Below are 15,779 nucleotides of genomic sequence, written 5' to 3' on the forward strand. Positions count from 1 at the left end.
AAATACGGTAATTATTTTGAAGCAATCTGCGGCATTTGCGATCAAACCCCCTGTTCTGCTTTAGCTAAACGTGCGGTTCGGGAAGTCAACCGTCACCAGGAGGCCGCCTTCCGAGGACGTACTCAGGTTTACGCTGCTGTTGTGCTGCTGCGCCACCGCTTTGACGATGGCAAGCCCCAGCCCGCTGCCGCTCTGCACCTGATTGGGATCGCGGAAAAAGCGGTCGAACACGCGCTCCTGCAGCTCATCCGGAATACCCGGGCCCGCATCGGAGACGCGCAGCTGAACGACGCGATCGCAGGCGCTCACGTCGACCTGAATCCGCCCGCCCTCGGGGCTGTACTTCACGGCATTCTCAATGAGATTATCAATCAGCGACACCAGGCGTTCCCTGACGCCGTGGATCCAGACGCCATCCTCGGCAAAGAATTCCAGCTCAATTTTGCGCGCAGACGCTAGCGGTTCCAGCTCGGCCATTCGTTCCTGAATAAGCGTTGTCAGCGGCACGGGTTCCATCGCCGTATCAATGCGCGATTCACTGTGCATCATCAGCAGCAGCTGATTGACGAGGCGCGCGGCGCGGCTGTTGCTGCGAATCACGCCCGCAAGCAGCTCCTTCTGGCTCTCGCTGATGACCCAGGACTGCAGCGCCTCCACGTTGATGCGCATCGCCGCGAGGGGGGTACGCAGCTCGTGCGCGGCATCAGCGATGAAAACTCGCTCCCTTTCCGCGCTTTCACGCACCCTGGCAAGGAAGTCGTTGATCGCGTCCACCATCTGTCGAAGCTCCCGGTGCTTCGGTACGGCTCTTAAAGGAGAGAGGTCGTCCGGCGTGCGTAACGTAATTTCATTGACCACCTTATTCCATGGACGCATCGCAATGCGGATTGAGAGCCACGCGGGAAACAGCAGAAAAGGGAAGCAAACCAGCAGCGGCAGGATGTAGTAGCCACGTGAGTTCAGATAGATAAAGAAGTTCCAGCCGCTGGCTGGGGTGAAAAGGGTAACCTCCACATCGGAGTGAGGGGATTTGAGGGTGCGGCTGGTCCAGGTACGATCTCCACTCTGAACGTGCTCCAGTTCGCCGAACCGGGTGTTTGTTATCCCCGCGGGAGCACCGTCTGAGGCAAAAATAACGGTATTATTTTTGCGAACGATGAGGTTAATCGACAGCACGGGATCTTCCCCTCCGCCGTAACCTTCACGCAGGGCCTGGCTGAAGTCTTCCAGCACGGCGGTACGGTCCTGCGGGCGTCCGTCCATACGCTCGGCCAGGGTAAAAACGGTGTCGTACGTTTTACTGCCCGTGAGGATGGGAGGGCTGCGCAGGTCCTCCCACAGAATGAAGGTGACAAAAAGACACCACAGCAGGGTCAGCAGCAGCATCTGGGCGATGATAATTCGACGTACCAGCGTCGGGCGTCTCAGGTGATACCAGACGTTTTGCATCAGCCGGTCACCTTCTGAATGGATACGGTATCAATGACGTACCCGACGCCCCGCACCGTTCGCACATAGCCGTCGCCGATCTTTCGCCGCAAATTCCCCATATGCACGTCGAGCGCATTACTGAGGTTCTCTTTGTTGCCGAATATCCGTTCTTCCAGAAACCGTCGCGTAATCACGCGGTCAGCGCGCAGCATCAGCGTTTCCAGTAGCGCGTATTCACTGGCCGTCAGATCGATATGGCGCGCACTTACCGTCACGCGACGCGTCGGGACATGAAGAGATAAGCCTCGAATTTCTATCGCCTCATTCTCGAAACCGTAGCTGCGCCGCGCCAGGGCTCTGACTCGCGCCAGCAGCTCGGCGAGAATAAAAGGTTTGACGAGATAGTCGTCTGCACCGGCATCTAGCCCGCTCAGCCGATCCTGCAACATGCCTCGCGCCGTCAGGATGATGACCGGGATCCCCTTGAGCTGCTGACGCAAACGCGTCATCAGGCTCATGCCATCGCCGTCAGGCAGTCCCAGGTCGAGCAAAATAAGTTCCGGCACGCAGACGTCCAGCTGATGCAGCGCATCCTCTTTACGGCGTACCCATATGACGTCAAATCCTTGATCTGAGAGGGCGATACGTACGCCATTGCCGAGATCGAGGTCGTCTTCGATTAGTAGAATTTTCACACTGGTAACTGTATCAACCGTGAATGAAGAACATCTTAAGAAAAAAACGGTATCAGGAAATCTGTCCGGGTTACAGCATCTGCTCGCGCTTCAGTGTTTCTTCATTTTCGGCTCATCAGAACCTTAGGGTCAGTATTCAAAATGGGCGTTCTGGCGGTTAACCGCATGCATCGTCATCATTTGAATCCAAAAGGGCTTCTGTAATGAGAAACATCGAACTGCGTCATACGTTCCCCCATTTACTTTCGGGCCGCAGCCTGAAAAACATCGCGCCGGGCGTCGTTCTGGCGTTCCTGGCCACGCCCGTACTGGCGGCAGAACAGAGTCACGAAAACGTCTTAACCCTGGGGGGCGGTGTGGACGTCTCGCCACGCTACTCGGGTTCAGATAAAACTCGCGTCAATGCAGCTCAGGTGGTGGATTACGCCATGGCCAACGGTTTTTTTATCGGTACCACGCGGGGGATCGGTTACGGCAACAACATTGGTAACCTGGATTACAGCGCAGCGCTGAGCTATCGAGTTGGTCGTAAAGATAAAGACGTGAGCAGCGATTCGATCAGCTCCGGCAGCGACGAGCTGCGGGGGATGGGCGAGATAAAAGGCTCGGCTATCGTTGTGCCTGGGCTGGAGTACAAGGTGACCGACTGGCTTCATCTGCAGCTGCAGGCTGAGGTACCGGTTTCTGAAAGGGACAACGGTGAAGCGGTACATTTCGGCATTTCCAGCCCGTTCTACACCTCACCAACAAATGCGGTGACGCTGGCGCTGACCGGCAGTTGGGGATCCGACAAGTATATGCAGACGTATTACGGGGTCAACGCCGCCCAGTCGGCCGCATCGGGATTTGCCCGACATGACGCCGGGGCCGGGATTTATGCCTGGTCGATGAACCTTGACTGGACCCACAAGCTCACCTCGCGCTGGAGCGTGCTTGCCTCTGCGGGCGTTACGCAGCTGACGGGGGATGCGGGCGATAGCCCGATTGTGCATCGTAAAACGTCCCCTACGGGGAGTTTGAAGGTGACGTACAGTTTTTGATGGATGGCTGTGGTGGCTTAACGTTTTGAGCGCGCACTAACAGTGTAGATAAGCCGCTCCGGTTGAGATGGCGGGGCGGTTATCCTTGCTGATAGTTACAGCACTGCACACGTGGTTGTCGGATTTATCTAAAGCTCCATTGTGCTGTAATGACAAACACGGAGGGGATGATAATATCCACATCCATTCCAAAATAAGACATAAATCTATTCTTTATTGAGTACAGTTTTATTTCATCGGCAGAGCAGCCTCCAGGTATAATGTCCGCTCAGATAAACGGCAAAGAGGGTGTGATAAGATGCTGACATATATCACCATAGGTACAAATGACATTCAGCGCTCCGTGGCGTTTTATAACGCTGTTTTTAGAGTGCTTGGCTATTCACGTGTGCCTGCCTGGACAGAAGGTTGGGCAATGTGGGGAGATGAGAATAATCCGGAGGAGGGTTTCAGCTTCTGTATTTGCCCTCCTTTTGACGGGCATCCCGCAACGGCGGGAAACGGGACAATGTTCGCATTCCGTGCCGATAACGCGGACCTTGTCAGACAATTCCATGCGGCAGGCCTCCTTGCGGGCGGGAAGAATCAAGGCGCGCCGGGTACACGAACCGCGTACGGTCCCGATTTTTATGTTGCCTACCTGCGCGATCCTGATGGGAATAAGCTGGCATGTGTTTGTCAGCATTATTCTCCGGAGACAGATGAGTATTCAAAGGAACAATAGTTTCTCCATGGATGAAATTTAGGATGTTTAGCGGTGACTAAATCAGCCGTGTAATAGGGCGTTCCCTACGAGTAATCTCAATTCAGAACACGGCTGGCGCAGTCCGCCTCTGGCTCGATGCGGACGATCTGACTGTGCTTAAGGTCCGCAGTGAGCGGAAAGCGGACCTTAGTGTTGTCCGCCGATTGGCCATGTTTCGGCGAGCCGCGTGGTATTCCGTACCGGAAACGTCGCCAGTACCTCACTGGCGTTGCTGGTAACGACGTTATGGTCAATCACCTGCTTTTAACAAGCCGATTGCATGGTCAAGTTGCTTGTAGAGCTTGTATCTCAAATCATCTAATGCGTCATTTTCTCGAATTAGAGGCATCCCATTTTTATGAAGAACAATATCGTTAAATGATCCCATCCCGCCGTAAAGTTTTTTCAATGAATAAATGGATGATTCAAAATCAATATCGAGCTCGATCGCCAGTTTTTCAAATGTTTTTGCCCATGAATCCTCCTCATTTGAGGATAGTATTTTAATGATCTCGATTACTGTTTTCTTTATTTCATTTTTCATTTCCAACCACCACTTACAGGTATCTTAACGCCATTTTCTTTAAAAATAAGAAAACTGCATATAGCCAATATCCATACAGAAACTGAACCATAAATCATCACCCATCCGAAACCTTGAGATAGCGCTCCCTGGACAGTAGTACTGGAAATGTTCATAACTGGGGTGATCTGTTCCATCATCGTAATATTTCCTGCAGACAGACCCTCAGCCAACTGACGCAATTGCGTGAAATCCGTTGCTCCTGATAATGTGGAACGAAGGTAGTCGGATATCCCTTCGACAAGAATAAACCCCATCAGTGCAATATTGATGGCAAGGCTGATCATTCGTGCGCTGATGTCAATGCCAGAAGCCATTCCAGCGCGCTCATTCGCCACTGAACCTGTTGTGGTATTCGTCACTGGCGTATTGGTAATACCCAGCCCAATACCCGCCAGCAGACATCCCGGCAGCATTGTTAACCAACTTGCAGACTCCAGGCTACTGCCCCATTTCATCAGAAGAAAACCTGCTCCTATAGTAAATAGCCCGGCCGGAATGACAACCTCTGCACGGTATCGTAGGGACAACTTTTCGCCCACTGGTGGAAATACCAATGTTGGCAATGTATAGGCCAATAGTGAGAGTCCTGCAGCGACATTGCTATAACCTAAAACATTCTGAAAATACAGTGGGATATATATCATGAAGGGCCAGAAGCTGAAGTTCATACCAACCGAACCGAGCAATGCTCCAGAGAAGCGACGGATACGAAACACCGAGAAGTCAAACATAGGCGCACTATTACTCCGTTCTGCCATGATAAAGATGACCAAACAGAGTAGCGTTGCACCGAGGAGAGTAATGGCAACAGGACTTATGAAGCCTAATGTGGGTGCCTGAGTGATGTACCAGACAAGTCCAAATACGGACAGTGACAGGAATACGATACCTTTGACATCAAGACTGCGTTCCTGAGGGTCACGAGATTCCTCAACCCCCATAAATACAAGTGCTAACGCGATAATAGCTATCGGAACATGAACGAGAAAGACCCATTCCCAACTTGAAATAGCGACAATTGCGGCGCCGATAATCGGACCAAAACCCAGCCCCAAGCCAAAAACAATGCCCCATGAGCCAAAAGCCTTTCCACGTGCCCCACTTTCAGTAAACTGATTGGACAACACTGCGATCTGGCAAATTAACATGGCTCCTCCCGCCATACCCTGCAAAAAGCGACCGGCAATGAGAACTGACGTATTTGTTGCCAGTCCGCAAACTAACGTCGTCACGCTGAATAACATCAGGCTGACAACAAAAAGGCGTTTGCGCCCGTAACGGTCAGCCAAAGTGCCAATAGCCATCAGTATAGCGGTGCAGGCGAGCGTATAGGCATTCATAATCCACTGCAATTCTTTGAAATCACTAAGCAATACTGTTTCAAGTGTAGGTAGTATCACTGGAATGCTTGATATTTCCAGACCGAACATCAACGAAGCCAGACAGACAGCCGCAAGAGTTAATGCGTTTTTGGCTGAGGGGGAGATGGTCATGGTGGTTCCCTGTAGCTTGAGATAGCTGAACATTAATTCCCGGCTTTAAAACAAGCCGGACATTATTATCATGAGGTGCAATTAATATTTGAGCTCTTATTTTGGCGTCATTGACGCTATGACGGAAATGATATAATTTCGTTTCATTAATTAAATTTCATCATTAATCGTAGATATGGACTTTGACACCAATCTTTTACGGGCTTTTATCGCAGTCAAGGACACTGGGAGTTTCACGAGGGCGGCTCAGCGAATGAACCTTACCCAATCCGCCATCAGTCACCAAATCCGTCGCCTTGAAGAGCAGGCGGGCACGCCTTTGCTGATGCGAACGACACGTAGTCTGACTCTGACAGAAGATGGAGAAGACTTCGTTCGTTACGCCGACCAGGTTTTACGTGCTCAGGATGCTTTGGTCCGCCGTTTCCAGCGTTCCTCAGTCTCCGGCGTGGTGCGGTTTGGTGTGCCCGAAAACTTCATGGGAAATCGGCTTCCGCCTCTGTTGTCAAGATTCGCCCATCTTTTTCCGGATGTTCGACTGGATGTCACTGTGGATACTTACTTGAACTTGCAGTCAGAAGTCGATGCTAACGGGCTGGACCTGGCAGTGGTGATGTCTTTGTCAGGTAAGCACGATGATGGCATGGTGTTACGAAAAACACAGTTTGTCTGGGCAGCAGCGCGATCTTTTGAATATAAGTGTGACACGCCACTACCTCTGGCATTTGCTCCGGAACCTTGTGTTCATCGACAGATTGGAGTTAAAGCCCTGGACGGAGCCGACGTTAAGTGGCGTATGGCCTTTACATCACCAAGCCAGCAGGGATTGCGTGCTGCGGTTCTGGCTGGACTTGCTATTACGGCCATACCACATAGTGACCTGGAGCCGGGGATGACCGTTATTGACAGACAATACGGTTTACCAGAATTGCCGACCGCTTACTTCACTCTCATTTGGAGCAGGAGGGGAAAGACTCCTTCCGCTATTGAGTTTGGAAATCTTCTGTATGAGATGGCTGGTGTCGTTTCCGAATAAAGAGTTGAATTAGCCTGCTCCCCATTGCTCCACACAAACAGTTATTTGTTACGTTCCCTCCTGGCACGAAGCGGACAAGATGGCTAGGCTGAAGGTCTGTTGTGAGCGAAAAGCAGACAGAGGCCGTTGAGTGTTGTATAACGATTTCATTTGAGCTGATAGTGTTATGAGAAAGAGAAAATGGGCACAGAAAATAGAGATAATTTCTCCTCCAAGACTAAAAATTAAAGGACAAATAACATGACACCAGAGTTACTAAATACAATAGGGCTGACTTCTAATATTTTGGGTGTAATTCTAATTTTCTTCTTTGGGCTGCCTCAGCCATCACATGATGAAGGTGTGTCTTTAGGGTTGGGGGACGGTACGCCTTTGGGAGATGGAACAACGGTCGGGGAGAGGAATGTTAAAATCCGTAAGCGAAAAACTCGTTATAAAATTTCCGCCTACGTTGCGCTCAGTTTAATGCTTTTGGGTTTCGTACTTCAATTTTTAGCTTTGCATATTGATCTAATTCAATTTCATTAACCCTCGGGACTCTTAGCAATGTCCGCTTCTGGCACGAAGCGGACTAGGTCACTGAGGTGAAGGTTCGCTATGAGCGAAAAGCGGACATTGTATTTATGAATGACTTTTCATTGCCAAGTAAAATATTGTTTGCCGCTTTTTTCTGGTTAATCACGAACACCATCATAATCATTAACTATTTGCATCAACAGTATTCTTGGTATGTCTTTTGTGGATACTCTGAAACTGGTACTCAGACGCGAGGAAATTATAGCGGAAGTAATTTTATTATGATCGTAGGCGATGGCCATATGCTTTCCTATATTCTGTCGGGTCATTTCCGACAACCTTTTGCCACATTCATCGGAAAAACTAAAGATTAAATTCTCTGCACCTGTCTCATCCTTCTCTACATAATCAATTGACTTTACACATCCAGGGGAAAAAGAAGTCTTCTCATTACCGACCGAAAAAAACAAACTCCCTTTTGCTGCAGTCGATGTCAATGGCACAAGCACTGCGAGTAACAACACCCCAAACTTGATTTGCATCTTCTTCTCCTTTTGTTCGTTGACCTGCTCCCCATAAATTAACTTATATCAACGTTATCAACGTCTGCTTCTGGCGCAAACCTGACATTGGAGAAATAGTAGGTCAGTTTGGATCGAGGAGCGGAAGTATGCAATCGCTCTCATAGTTGATGTCAGAGGCACGCATGTCAGCCCAAGAAATGTTGTCAGTTACTCTATCCAGGGGACAGGTTCACCAATATGTTTACAGACAGGTGCATTATGCTGAAATACAGTCCTACTGAAACTATCAAAAAATCCACTCATGACATAAAGAGTACATGGCCTGAAGCAGCATGGCGGAGTTGAGCAAAGCGCGCCATTCAAAACATAATCATGATGCTAACCGCGCATGTCGAAGCCGGATTTTTGAAAATCTCTATAAACTTCTGGATTGCTGAAGGCCGGGAATTTGGCTTTATGGGCGGCTGATTTTATCGCTTCGCAATAGGCTCTATTGCCGTTACTGGTTGAGATGCTTAAAGGTGTGCCATCCTGAGCAAATTCCATATGCAACCTGCATTTTTTCCCTTTCCAGTTTTGTGGCTCTTCAATTTCGGCGTTTATTGCCGCCCTGATTGCCCGCGCCTGCGCGCCCCATTCATCCCGATCGTCCCAGCGTCCTGAACCGCAATTACCCGTAGCCGTGGTCTTATGGCAACCGGAAGGGTGTAGCGGCACGCATCCCGCGGCCAGGTTCACCAGTATAGCTACCATAGCGATTTTCTTTACTGCTTGAGACATTCCCACTTCTTACCCCGCAATCCATTTAAGCTTCAGTATTGTTTAAATATTCTTCCGTAATTCCTGGCCTCTTTTCAACTACCAATAACGGGTTACAACGTCGGCGACCTGGCTGCCGGTTCCACCTCCGACTAACCGTTCGTTTTTGAACTATGTTTAACACCAGTCAGAATAATAAAATGGTTAAGCATTTACAGGACCTGAGCGGCGGGGCCTCCGTCCGGAGCATTTGAAAGCCAGAACCTCACATAAAAGTGTGCCAACATCTCGTGGGTAATATTAATGTCCGGAGAATAACGTGGTCGGAAAGCTATTGTTGAACTACATGCCAGGGCTACAAAATTTGTTAGCCTACGATAAAAGCTGGCTAAAACATGATGTTAAAGCCGGGTTATCCGTTGCGGCTGTCGCGCTACCCGTTGCTATTGCTTATGCTGAGCTGGCGGGGGTTGGGGCAATAGTAGGGCTGTATTCCTGCATTTTACCGATGATAGCTTATGCACTGTTTGGCTCTTCACGTCAGCTTATTGTTGGCCCTGATGCCACGACCTGCGCGGTGATTGCGGCCGTCGTGTTTCCTCTCTCTGCAGGTAACCCCGAACTGCACTGGCAACTGACGATCATCATGACATTGATGATGGGCGGGTGGTGCCTCCTTGCCAGTAAATTTCGCCTGGGGGCACTTGCCGATCTGCTTTCTCATCCCATTCTTACGGGTTTGCTGAATGGCGTAGCCGTGACGATTATTGTCGGGCAATTAGGCAAGGTTTTTGGGATCAAGCTAGATGAAGCGCAGGTTATTGAGAAAATAATGGCCTTGCCAGGCCGACTTTCGGACAGCCATTTATTAACGATAGGGATATCGCTTATAACGTTAATTATTTTAATGGTTATCAAAACGTACCGCAGCCAGTGGCCAGCACCTTTAATTGCCATTGTGATAACAACGGCACTGGTATGGGGGACATCTGCGCAACAGTATGGTATTGCCACTATCGGTGGGGATGGCTTCCAGTCTGGTTTACCCGTCGTTCACTGGGGGGCGTTCCAGCCCGGTCCGATGCGTGATTTAGTGATCCCGGCGCTGAACCTGGCCCTGGTGAGTTTTGTCAGTCTGATGCTGACCGCCCGCAGTTTCGCCGCAAAAAATGGCTATGAAATTAATGCTGATGCTGAGTTCCGGGCTCTGGGTATTGCGAACATTATGTCTGGGTTATCTCAGGGGTTTGCTATCAGTGGCGCCGATTCCCGGACCGCGGTTAATGATTCGGTTGGTGGGAAAAGTCAGCTGGTTTCCGTGGTCGCAGCCTTACTCATCGGTATCGTCGTGGTATTTTTCACTCAACCATTACAATACATTCCGGTATCTGCGTTAGGTATTGTTCTAATGTATGCATCGTGGTCATTGATTGATTTACGAGGGCTATGGAACCTGAGGCGCAGAAATAAACAGGCATTTCGCCTGGCTTTCTTCACCTTTGGCTGTGTGTTAATTATCGGCGTTATCCAGGGGATCGGCCTTGCGGTGTTGCTTGGGCTGTTACAGTTCCTTCGTACGGTGTTTCGTCCCTCTGAGCACCTGCTGGGCACTGATGAAGATGGAATGATTCACTCGTTAGGGAATACCACCGATATTAAAATGGTTCCGGGCGTACTGATGTATCGATTTAACTCACCGTTGACCTATTTTAATGTGGCTTATTTTAAACGCCGGGTATTGAACCTGGTTGATGGTGCCGCTTTACAGCCTAAATGGGTGGTGATTGATGCCGTTGCCTGCTTCACCTATTCAGACATCAGTGTCCTGGCAACCATTAATGAGTTAAAGCGTGACCTGAAAGGTCGACAGATTAAATTAATCCTCGCGGGCAGGAAAACGGAATTAACACGCTGGTTTAAAGACAGTCGGCCAACGATGAATGACGATGACATGATTCTGGCGCCAGACCTCTACCTGGCACTTCGGTTCATTCAAAGTAAAGAGAGTGCGAGTGAGGGGGAATCAGTCGGTGATACATAACCAAATACTGGTTAAAGGCTTGTAACGCATGCTACTGGCAGGCAGGGAACCCTCACAATTTCTACCACCGAGGCTCAGCTACTGTTGGCCTGGACAGTGAGATGTTCCTTGCCTGTCTTACTTTCTTCTGCCATCTATCTCAGTAAAAACTGAATCAGCTGAACAAAGATATACACTGCCGCCGCCACTCGTATTGCCTGCCAACCCCATCTGAGATAGCGCCATTCATAGCGTTCTCTGGCATTAGCCTCTGCTATAGCGGAGTCATAACGCTTTTTTTTCTTTCTCCTGACTTCGTCTATTACCCACAGGATGAGAATAAAGATAATGATGGTTTTCTGAAATATGGGATTATCCACTAAAAATGAATCCGGCTTGCTCGCTGAAAAAGCAGAATAGATGAACAGTCGTCACGTATCTACCACTAAATGTGGGGGTATGAATGAAATTTACCCTGATTCGATTTTGAGATGACCCTGCCCATAGCCGGTTTCTCCGCTGTGAATGCGCAATCTGTGGTGCGACGTATCAGGCTGACGACTACAAGCAAGGAGCGGACCTTGAGCGCCATTCATATTCACCGGAACAAAAATAGATAGGGTAGTGCCTACAAATAAATAAACTCATAATTCACAATATAACTTCCAATATTATTCACACGAGCCGTTACCCATACCCCAGTCATTCCCTGCTTACGGTGGCTGTGCAAATATTCTTTGTTTGTACAAAGCTGTATCCATCTGTTGGTGTTCTGATCTTTTAACCAGAGACCCGCTTCACAATGGCCATACTTACCTCTCGAAGGCCCCGGAAAGACAACCTCATATTCAGATTCATAGCCAATTGTTTTGTCCGGAAAGAGATAGACATAAATATCATAACAATTTAAGCTCAATACAAAACCAAGGCAAAAGCCGCTAAAAAAAGCATTGGCAATATATTCTAATGTTTTGTTAAAAGTGCGCAGATAAAAAGCGCGCATAACAAAAATTGTTCCAATCAAAACGCCAAGTGAAATATATGTCATCCATTCAGGAACGGATTTTTTTAATATAGTATTATGGGAGATGCCAGATGCCCATGACATATACCAGAGCCATCCACCTAAAACGATGAATATCACGGCTGTAACAAATAATTTCTTGCGTTTATCTTCGAAGGAATAATTTTTAGTCATGGTTTTGTTTTGTATGTATCAAACGAAAGTGTTGACCTTACCAGGAAAAGCTATTTTATATTATTAAATTCAATATGCCTCCTGTTTCGAGTTAAATTTTTTAAGCCTCCTCTTTTGACCGTAGCTTGCCCGCCAACCGCGAGCAAGCCACACCCCTTAGCGATACAGCGTCTTTTCCGCAACCGGAATAAGCAGCCCGGATCGCCAGTCCGCAAGCGTCAGCTGCGCAAGCTTACCCAGCGCGATATAAAACGGATGGTTGGCGTTCTCGACAAACACCGTCAGGAAACGGGTGCTCCACGGCAGCAGGTGCCACGCCAGAAGCTGAGCGCACTCCGCCTCGCGGCCGTTCTCGGCCAGCCATGCCGCCAGCAGCAGTAATGTCCCGAAGTGATCTTCCGGTTCATTCTGCTGCATTTCAAATGCGATATTGTTCTCCCGCATCCACTGGCGCAGCGCGAGGGTCGAGTCGCCAAACAGCACGGATTCGCGGTCCAGCCAGACGGAGCCCCACGGTGGAGCGGGCAGGGCGTAAGGGCCAATAAACAGTCGTTGCCAGGCGTCCGTCAGCGGTTCGTCGGCAGAAGCGGCAAAGGTATCGGCTACGGGTCGCAGCGTTTCCGAAGGCAGGGGCCAGTCCTGAACCCATTCGCCCGCAGTGAGGGCCTGCACCAGCGGCGCGGCCTGCTCGCTGTCTGGTGCGAAATAAAACAGCGCACCCAACACCCGGGCGCTGAACGCGAACGATTCACGATGTGAGACGTCTTTCATTACATCTTCCTTGTTCGCGCGGAGGGTGTCCGCGCGACGGTGTTAAACGATCATACAAACCATAGAATAAACTACGGTCAAGCCATTCACCCGCTACACCTTCTCGATCTGTACCAGATTGGTGTGCTGCGGGTTGCCTTTCGCCAGTGGTGAAGGGCGGTGCGTGGTCAGGGTGTTGATGCATGAGCCGTAGTCGATACGATCGCCACTCATATTGGCGTCGTGCCAGGCGCCCTGGCCCATGGCGCTCACGCCGGGCATGATGCGCGGCGTCACTTTTGCTTCAATTCTCACCTCGCCGCGACGATTAAAGACGCGCACCGTATCGCCGTTCTTGATGCCGCGCTTTTCGGCATCGACGGGATTAAGCCAGACCTCCTGACGGCAGGCCGCTTTCAGCACGTCGACGTTACCGTAGCTCGAGTGGGTACGGGCCTTAAAGTGGAAGCCAAACAGCTGCAGCGGAAACTGCGCACGCTCGGGCGCGTCCCAGCCGTCGAAGGTTGATGCGTAGACGGGCAGCGGGCTGATGGTTTCATCTTTTTCCAGCTCCCAGGTGGCCGCAATCTCCGCCAGCTTACTGGAGTATATTTCAATCTTGCCCGATGGTGTTTTCAGCGGATTGGCTTCCGGGTTCTCGCGGAATTTTTTATAGGCCACGAAGTGTCCGTTTGGATCTTTACGCTTGTAAATACCCATTTTTTTCAGCTCGTCATAGGACGGCAGTTGAGGGTCTTTTTCGAGCATTTTGGCATACAGGTACTGCAGCCACTGTTCCTGTGTGCGTCCTTCGGTAAATTTCTGATGGATATCCGGTCCGAGGCGTTTCGCCACTTCGCTCATGATCCAGTAGATCGGCTTGCGTTCAAACTTCGGCGCGGTCACGGGCTGGAGGAAAATCAGATAGCCCATATTGCCAGCATAATCGTTCGGAATGATGTCTTCCTGCTCGACGGTCATCAGATCCGGCAGCACGATATCGGCGTACTTGGCTGACGAAGTCATGAAGTTATCGATGACCACGATCATCTCGCACTTGCTTTCATCCTGCAGGATTTCGTGGGTTTTATTGATATCGGAGTGCTGGTTGATGATGGTGTTGCCCGCGTAGTTCCAGATGAACTTAATCGGCACGTCCAGCTTATCTTTCCCGCGCACGCCATCGCGCAGGGCGGTCATCTCCGGCCCGCGGGCGATGGCGTCCGTCCAGCTGAAGCAGGAGATTTGCGTTTTGACCGGGTTGTCCGGCAGCGGCATACGTTCAATGGTGATGGTGTAGGTTGACTCACGCGCGCCGCTGTTACCGCCGTTGATCCCCACGTTCCCAGTCAGAATAGGCAGCATGGCGATGGCGCGGGACGTCAGCTCGCCGTTTGCCTGGCGCTGTGGTCCCCAGCCCTGACAGATGTAGGCCGGCTTCGCGGAGCCGATTTCGCGGGCAAGCTTAACGATACGATCCGCCGGAATGCCGGTGATGCGTGAGGCCCACTCTGGCGTTTTCGCCGTGTGGTCATCACCCTGGCCGAGAATATACGCTTTGTAGTGACCGTTAGCGGGCGCGCCTTCCGGCAGCGTTTTTTCATCATAGCCGACGCAGTATTTATCCAGAAACGGCTGGTCGACCAGGTTTTCGTCGATTAACACCCAGGCAATACCCGCCACCAGGGCGGCATCGGTACCCGGACGGATCGGGATCCATTCATCTTCGCGCCCGGCTGCCGTATCGGTATAGCGCGGGTCGATGACGATCATGCGCGCGTTGGAGCGCTCGCGAGCCTGTTCCAGATAGTACGTAATCCCGCCGCCGCTCATGCGCGTTTCCGCCGGGTTATTGCCGAACATGACCACCAGTTTGGTGTTTTCGATGTCGGACGTGCTGTTACCGTCGTTGCTGCCGTAGGTATAGGGCATCGCGCAGGCGATTTGCGCCGTGCTGTAGGTGCCGTAGTGGCTCAGAAAACCGCCGTAGCAGTTCATCAGGCGCGCCACCAGCGAAGCGTAAGGGGAGGAGCGGGTGATATTGCCGCCGACAATGCCGGAGGAATAGTTAATGTACACCGCTTCGTTACCGTATTTGGCCACCACGTCTTTCAGGCTGGCGGTGATGGCGTTCAGTGCCTCATCCCATGTTATGCGCTCGAACTTGCCTTCACCGCGTTTGCCCACGCGCTTCATCGGGTAGTTCAGACGGTCAGGGTGATTGATACGACGGCGAATTGAACGTCCGCGCAGGCAGGCGCGCACCTGATGGTTACCGTAAATATCCTCGCCGGTGTTGTCCGTTTCGACCCAGTACACTTCATTGTCACGCACGTGCAGACGCAGCGCACAGCGACTGCCGCAGTTGACCGAGCAGGCGCCCCACACCACGGTATCTTCAGGCGGCTGGACGGCGTTCTTCACCGCGGCGGCGGCGCTTTTTAAACCAAACGGAAGCGAGATCCCGCCAGCGGCAAGCGCCAGAGAACCTATCGCCGTAGATTTCACGAGAGTTCGACGGCTAATTCCGCCGTGATGTTCAATATCGGACATGGCTCACCCCATCATTATAATTGCGTATTATTTTTCCCGAAATGATATCCGGGCTAATGATGGGGTGAGTGTTACTGATTTGGGGGGACTAAATATTAATCCTCATCAAATCAAAGGGGATTGAGGGTCAATTACTGAGGTTCAGCTGCCGCACCACTGCCTGTGCGGGTGTACAAAATTTTAAAGGTGTCGTTCGCGCAGTGGCCCACCACCTGCGTGCCCGCCTGATCGGCCTGGTCGTTAGGCACAATGCTCAGCGTAAAGCCTGATTCAGGCACGCCGTTATTGATAATTTTCTGCTGAATGTCGCTTTTCACGCGCTCGCAGGAATCCGGTGCCGCCAGCGCGGCCGTTGAGGCACTCATTAACAGCAGGGCGGTAATCCAGGGTAACCGTTTCATCTGTAGCTCCTTTTCTCTGTGTAGAGATTAAT

At 50.8% G+C, this 15,779-nt stretch carries 16 protein-coding genes; 5 read left to right on the forward strand and 11 right to left on the reverse strand.

The features are described 5' to 3' along the window. Positions 1–60: 60 nt before the first annotated feature. A complete protein-coding gene (locus tag GXP72_RS10350; protein ID WP_208763820.1) occupies positions 61–1,449 on the reverse strand; it encodes an ATP-binding protein in 1,389 nt (462 codons plus the stop codon). Further along, the gene (locus GXP72_RS10355; RefSeq protein WP_048989556.1) at positions 1,449–2,126 is read right to left on the reverse strand and encodes a response regulator transcription factor; all 678 of its coding nucleotides are present in this window, start codon (positions 2,124–2,126) and stop codon (positions 1,449–1,451) included. The genes GXP72_RS10350 and GXP72_RS10355 overlap by 1 nt, the downstream gene beginning before the upstream one ends. Before the next feature lie 203 nt (positions 2,127–2,329). On the opposite strand from GXP72_RS10355, the gene GXP72_RS10360 reads away from it, so the two are divergent. Together GXP72_RS10360 and GXP72_RS10365 are read left to right on the forward strand one after the other, a co-directional pair. After that, entirely contained in the window at positions 2,330–3,166 is an 837-nt protein-coding gene (locus GXP72_RS10360; protein WP_208763821.1) for a MipA/OmpV family protein, read from the forward strand. A 298-nt stretch (positions 3,167–3,464) separates the two neighbouring features. Further along, complete coding sequence (locus GXP72_RS10365; protein WP_208763822.1) at positions 3,465–3,890, forward strand: VOC family protein; 426 nt, start codon at positions 3,465–3,467, stop codon at positions 3,888–3,890. Positions 3,891–4,161: 271 nt separating this feature from the next. Here the strand turns inward: GXP72_RS10365 and GXP72_RS10370 are convergent, their stop codons facing one another. After that, positions 4,162–4,455 carry a hypothetical protein gene (locus tag GXP72_RS10370; RefSeq protein ID WP_048989553.1) on the reverse strand — a complete coding sequence of 98 codons (294 nt, stop codon included), beginning with the start codon at positions 4,453–4,455 and terminating at the stop codon, positions 4,162–4,164. Further along, positions 4,452–5,990, reverse strand: coding sequence for an MFS transporter (locus GXP72_RS10375; protein WP_208763910.1), 1,539 nt, complete (start codon positions 5,988–5,990; stop codon positions 4,452–4,454). Before GXP72_RS10375 ends, GXP72_RS10370 begins: the two co-directional genes overlap by 4 nt. Before the next feature lie 175 nt (positions 5,991–6,165). Here GXP72_RS10375 and GXP72_RS10380 point away from each other — a divergent pair, with 175 nt between their 5' ends. Both GXP72_RS10380 and GXP72_RS10385 read left to right on the forward strand, forming a co-directional pair. Next, on the forward strand, positions 6,166–7,026 hold the full coding sequence (locus GXP72_RS10380) for a LysR family transcriptional regulator (protein ID WP_048989552.1): 861 nt from the start codon (positions 6,166–6,168) through the stop codon (positions 7,024–7,026). A 240-nt stretch (positions 7,027–7,266) separates the two neighbouring features. Next, positions 7,267–7,554 (forward strand): hypothetical protein, encoded by a 288-nt coding sequence (locus GXP72_RS10385; RefSeq protein WP_061715346.1) that lies wholly within the window; start codon positions 7,267–7,269, stop codon positions 7,552–7,554. 146 nt (positions 7,555–7,700) lie between these two features. Here the strand turns inward: GXP72_RS10385 and GXP72_RS10390 are convergent, their stop codons facing one another. Continuing rightward, on the reverse strand, positions 7,701–8,084 hold the full coding sequence (locus GXP72_RS10390) for an Insecticidal toxin complex protein tccz (RefSeq protein ID WP_208763823.1): 384 nt from the start codon (positions 8,082–8,084) through the stop codon (positions 7,701–7,703). A gap of 360 nt (positions 8,085–8,444) precedes the next feature. After that, positions 8,445–8,846 (reverse strand): cell envelope integrity TolA C-terminal domain-containing protein, encoded by a 402-nt coding sequence (locus GXP72_RS10395; protein WP_090417150.1) that lies wholly within the window; start codon positions 8,844–8,846, stop codon positions 8,445–8,447. 298 nt (positions 8,847–9,144) lie between these two features. On the opposite strand from GXP72_RS10395, the gene GXP72_RS10400 reads away from it, so the two are divergent. Continuing rightward, positions 9,145–10,866, forward strand: a complete 1,722-nt coding sequence (locus tag GXP72_RS10400; protein ID WP_024909105.1) for a SulP family inorganic anion transporter — start codon at positions 9,145–9,147, stop codon at positions 10,864–10,866. A 134-nt stretch (positions 10,867–11,000) separates the two neighbouring features. On the opposite strand, the gene GXP72_RS22620 is transcribed toward GXP72_RS10400, so the two are convergent. The 5 genes from GXP72_RS22620 to GXP72_RS10420 form a co-directional block, all read right to left on the reverse strand. After that, positions 11,001–11,225, reverse strand: a complete 225-nt coding sequence (locus GXP72_RS22620) for a hypothetical protein (protein WP_024909104.1) — start codon at positions 11,223–11,225, stop codon at positions 11,001–11,003. Between the two features lie 248 nt (positions 11,226–11,473). Then, positions 11,474–12,043, reverse strand: a complete 570-nt coding sequence (locus tag GXP72_RS10405; RefSeq protein WP_073961563.1) for a hypothetical protein — start codon at positions 12,041–12,043, stop codon at positions 11,474–11,476. A gap of 156 nt (positions 12,044–12,199) precedes the next feature. Continuing rightward, positions 12,200–12,814: a Tat proofreading chaperone DmsD gene (gene dmsD / locus GXP72_RS10410; RefSeq protein ID WP_032651140.1), complete on the reverse strand. Its 615-nt coding sequence runs from the start codon at positions 12,812–12,814 to the stop codon at positions 12,200–12,202. Positions 12,815–12,907: 93 nt separating this feature from the next. Beyond that, on the reverse strand, positions 12,908–15,346 hold the full coding sequence (ynfE, locus tag GXP72_RS10415; RefSeq protein ID WP_061715343.1) for a selenate/tellurate reductase subunit YnfE: 2,439 nt from the start codon (positions 15,344–15,346) through the stop codon (positions 12,908–12,910). Between the two features lie 131 nt (positions 15,347–15,477). Next, a complete protein-coding gene (locus GXP72_RS10420; RefSeq protein WP_024909100.1) occupies positions 15,478–15,747 on the reverse strand; it encodes a DUF1161 domain-containing protein in 270 nt (89 codons plus the stop codon). Positions 15,748–15,779 lie beyond the last annotated feature (32 nt).

This window comes from Enterobacter sp. SES19, assembly GCF_011765665.1.
Classification (GTDB): domain Bacteria; phylum Pseudomonadota; class Gammaproteobacteria; order Enterobacterales; family Enterobacteriaceae; genus Enterobacter; species Enterobacter pseudoroggenkampii.

Excerpts from the sequence above, each read along its gene's own strand:
- GXP72_RS10380 (WP_048989552.1), top strand. The coding sequence starts at position 6,166 with ATGGACTTTGACACCAATCTTTTACGGGCTTTTATCGCAGTCAAGGAC.
- GXP72_RS10395 (WP_090417150.1), bottom strand. The coding sequence starts at position 8,846 with ATGTCTCAAGCAGTAAAGAAAATCGCTATGGTAGCTATACTGGTGAAC.
- GXP72_RS10385 (WP_061715346.1), top strand. The coding sequence starts at position 7,267 with ATGACACCAGAGTTACTAAATACAATAGGGCTGACTTCTAATATTTTG.
- ynfE (WP_061715343.1), bottom strand. The coding sequence starts at position 15,346 with ATGTCCGATATTGAACATCACGGCGGAATTAGCCGTCGAACTCTCGTG.
- GXP72_RS10350 (WP_208763820.1), bottom strand. The coding sequence starts at position 1,449 with ATGCAAAACGTCTGGTATCACCTGAGACGCCCGACGCTGGTACGTCGA.
- GXP72_RS10405 (WP_073961563.1), bottom strand. The coding sequence starts at position 12,043 with ATGACTAAAAATTATTCCTTCGAAGATAAACGCAAGAAATTATTTGTT.
- GXP72_RS10365 (WP_208763822.1), top strand. The coding sequence starts at position 3,465 with ATGCTGACATATATCACCATAGGTACAAATGACATTCAGCGCTCCGTG.
- dmsD (WP_032651140.1), bottom strand. The coding sequence starts at position 12,814 with ATGAAAGACGTCTCACATCGTGAATCGTTCGCGTTCAGCGCCCGGGTG.
- GXP72_RS10370 (WP_048989553.1), bottom strand. The coding sequence starts at position 4,455 with ATGAAAAATGAAATAAAGAAAACAGTAATCGAGATCATTAAAATACTA.
- GXP72_RS10375 (WP_208763910.1), bottom strand. The coding sequence starts at position 5,990 with ATGACCATCTCCCCCTCAGCCAAAAACGCATTAACTCTTGCGGCTGTC.
- GXP72_RS10360 (WP_208763821.1), top strand. The coding sequence starts at position 2,330 with ATGAGAAACATCGAACTGCGTCATACGTTCCCCCATTTACTTTCGGGC.
- GXP72_RS10390 (WP_208763823.1), bottom strand. The coding sequence starts at position 8,084 with ATGCAAATCAAGTTTGGGGTGTTGTTACTCGCAGTGCTTGTGCCATTG.
- GXP72_RS10420 (WP_024909100.1), bottom strand. The coding sequence starts at position 15,747 with ATGAAACGGTTACCCTGGATTACCGCCCTGCTGTTAATGAGTGCCTCA.